The sequence below is a fragment of the Colwellia sp. TT2012 genome, assembly GCF_001440345.1.
In the GTDB taxonomy this organism is placed as follows: Bacteria; Pseudomonadota; Gammaproteobacteria; order Enterobacterales; family Alteromonadaceae; genus Colwellia.
Genome location: NZ_LJYX01000063.1, coordinates 1 through 1,139, shown reverse-complemented (window position 1 = coordinate 1,139; position 1,139 = coordinate 1). Strand labels below are relative to the sequence as shown.

Below are 1,139 nucleotides of genomic sequence, written 5' to 3'. Positions count from 1 at the left end.
GCGAATGATACGTGGTGGGCGACATCAAATACGTACTGCCATGTTCATGTCAATGATGTCGGCCATACAATGTAACCCTGTATTTAAGGCGACTTATCAGCGTTTAGTCGCCGCAGGAAAACCAAAGCAAGTAGCGATAATTGCCTGTGTAAGAAAGATGATTGTGATCTTAAATTCGATGGTAAGAGATGGTGTCTATTGGGATCCTAAAATGAGTTAGAAATTAATAATTGACACCATAGTCACTTGTTAGGCTTTTATTAGCTCCGAACAAGGCAGTCCATTTAAGTGACTATTTATTAAAAAATTAATCTTTCCTTTTAACCACACTGGACCAAAATCAGAAATATCGTTATGTTTTGCCATAGGAATATTAACAATGCAGCTCCCATACTTTTCTTGTTCAATTTCCGTTGGTAATACACCTTTATCTGCAGGGAAGTCACCAGCCCTAATAGATAGTATTTGGAGATTACTATTACGAGGTAAAGGAACGCGTCTATGATCTAGTGTTATAATTTTTTGAATATAACTCTTATTTTCATTACCTAACCACGCTGAAATATCACCACCATTAGAGTGACCAATGAGTATCAGTTTCTCAAAATCGTACTCATTAAAGCGTTTACTCAATGAGCTTTTTAAGAAATCTAATGTTTTTGCACCGCGACTCCAATTTTCACTTCTTGTTTCATATAAATTACCCGATACAGACAAAGCTGGATCGTTTGGCAACTCATGACCTATTGCAATGACAAGGTAACCAAGTTGGTTGAATTGCTTAGATAAGAAAGTATATTTTGAATGCGATACTCCATATCCTGCACTTAAAAAGACAACAGGACACTTTGATTTAGTCGAGCATGACTCGAGATTATTAGGGAAAGTAATTTCTATTGGGATAGTTCTATCTCTGGCTTCATCATAAATGGTCTCTGCATTTACGCTATTCACCCAACACGTAATTATGATTACGATTCCTTTTAGATAACTCATAACTCTCCTGAAAGCCTAGACATAATGACTCCCACGAGGTGCTAGCCTCCAGATTCGTGGGTTAGTAAAACCAGAGCCATAATATATGTGTTAAACAATATAAACTGGAGGCTAACATGTACAAACATAACATACTTTTCATT

1 protein-coding gene and 1 pseudogene are annotated in these 1,139 nt (G+C 36.6%); one reads left to right on the top strand and one right to left on the bottom strand.

Going from position 1 to position 1,139, the window contains the following annotated elements:
- Positions 1 to 220 (top strand): annotated as a pseudogene (locus ASU03_RS18635) (IS110 family transposase); the annotation flags it as partial.
- Between the two features lie 29 nt (positions 221 to 249).
- Here ASU03_RS18635 and ASU03_RS18630 read toward each other — a convergent pair.
- Positions 250 to 996, bottom strand: a complete 747-nt coding sequence (locus tag ASU03_RS18630) for an alpha/beta hydrolase (RefSeq protein WP_057833256.1) — start codon at positions 994 to 996, stop codon at positions 250 to 252.
- Between the last annotated feature and the right edge of the window lie 143 nt (positions 997 to 1,139).